Origin of the sequence: Oliverpabstia sp., from assembly GCF_022785585.1 — a bacterium.
Taxonomy (GTDB): Bacteria; Bacillota; Clostridia; order Lachnospirales; family Lachnospiraceae; genus Oliverpabstia; species Oliverpabstia intestinalis.
The window spans coordinates 1-2018 of the sequence record NZ_JALFPR010000002.1; the positions used below are offsets into that span (position 1 = coordinate 1).

General features: G+C 45.0%; 1 protein-coding gene and 1 pseudogene. Both read left to right on the forward strand.

The features are described from left to right. Positions 1-588 (forward strand): annotated as a pseudogene (locus MSA64_RS00080) (hypothetical protein); the annotation flags it as partial. A gap of 296 nt (positions 589-884) precedes the next feature. After that, positions 885-2018 (forward strand): phosphoenolpyruvate carboxykinase (ATP) (locus MSA64_RS00085; RefSeq protein WP_287890030.1); only part of this gene is annotated, 1134 nt, incomplete at its 3' end.

Sequence of the window (2018 nt, forward strand, 5' to 3'; positions counted from 1 at the left end):
GGAGCAGCAGCTCTGACAGCCGGAACCCAATCTCTGAACAGCGGACTGACAACCCTGGCATCCGGTGCATCCGCCCTCAGTGACGGTGTCACACAGCTGGCACAAGGCTCCGCATCCTTGACTCAGGGAACCGAAACCCTGAAAAAAGGATCTGACACCCTGATCGCAAACAACAGTACCCTGAAAGACGGAACAGCCAAACTGGTAGCAGGAAGCAGTGCCCTGATCGTCGGTGGTAAAGCTTTGCAGTCCGGTGGAAATACGTTAAGTGCAGGTATCCAGAAACTGGCAGACGGTGCCGCACAGTTGAAGTCCGGAACCAAAAAACTGGCAGATGGCGGCGTTCAGCTGAAAGACGGAACCACGAAACTGGCAGACGGCTCCACAGAACTGGCAGACGGTATGGAAGAATTTGACGAGGAAGGAATCCAGAAGATTGCAGATCTGGCAGGAGACGATCTGACGGCACTGATGGATCGTCTGGATGCAGTGACAGAAGCTGACAAAGACTACACCGTATTCGATGGCTGGGAGAAAGATACAGATGGCAGCGTAAAATTCATTATCGAGACGGCTGCAATCAAGTAATTGCTTCAAAAAGTTGAGGAAAATATCTGCAAAAGATAAAGTCAGGACCGGAAGAGATTCCGGTTCTGATATTATCATAGAGAAACTGAGATTCGTGGGATAAATCAAAGAAAACCGGAAATCCTAGTTTTTAGCTAGTCTTTTCAAAAATTTAAAAGAATTTTTATTGATTTTGTGTCGCAAATATGTATAATTAGGGATAAAGAGAGTTGCTATGGGCGGCTGTCTTTGAGGGATACCATAAACCTGCATCCGCAGGTGGTTATCATATTATGAAAGAAAGAGGTTAATGTAAAATGGCAGAAATTAATTTAAGTAAGTATGGCATTACCGGAACTACAGAGGTTGTTTATAATCCTTCTTATGAAATGTTATTTGAAGAAGAAACAAAATCTACACTGGAAGGTTTTGAAAAAGGACAGGAAAGTGAACTGGGAGCAGTTAACGTTATGACTGGTGTTTACACCGGACGTTCTCCTAAAGACAAGTTCATCGTAATGGACGAAAACTCCAAAGATACTGTTTGGTGGACTTCTGACGAATATAAGAACGATAACCACCCTGCAACACAGGAAGCATGGAACTCTGTAAAAGAGCTGGCCCTGAAAGAACTGTCCAACAAGAGACTGTTCGTAGTAGATGCATTCTGTGGTGCAAACAAAGACACCCGTATGGCTATCCGTTTCATCGTAGAAGTAGCATGGCAGGCACATTTCGTAACTAACATGTTCATCAAACCTACAGAAGAAGAACTGAAAGACTTCGAACCGGATTTCATCGTATACAACGCTTCCAAAGCAAAAGTTGAAAACTACAAAGAGCTGGGTCTGAACTCTGAAACAGCTGTTATGTTCAACATCACAAGCCGTGAGCAGGTTATCGTAAATACATGGTACGGCGGAGAAATGAAAAAAGGTATGTTCTCTATGATGAACTACTATCTGCCACTGAAAGGCATCGCTTCCATGCACTGCTCCGCAAACACAGACATGAACGGCGAAAACACAGCAATCTTCTTCGGTCTGTCCGGAACAGGTAAAACTACACTGTCTACAGACCCGAAACGTCTGCTGATCGGTGATGACGAGCACGGCTGGGATGACAACGGCGTATTCAACTTCGAAGGTGGATGCTACGCAAAAGTTATCAACCTGGATGCTGAATCTGAACCAGACATCTACAACGCAATCAAACGTAACGCACTGTTAGAGAACGTTACTCTGGATGAGAACGGAAAAATCGACTTCGCTGATAAGAGCGTAACAGAGAACACCCGTGTATCTTACCCGATCGATCATATTGAAAAAATCGTTCGCCCGATTTCCGCAGCTCCGGCAGCTAAGAACGTAATCTTCCTGTCCGCAGATGCTTTCGGAGTACTTCCTCCAGTATCTATCCTGACACCAGAGCAGACTCAGTACTATTTTCTG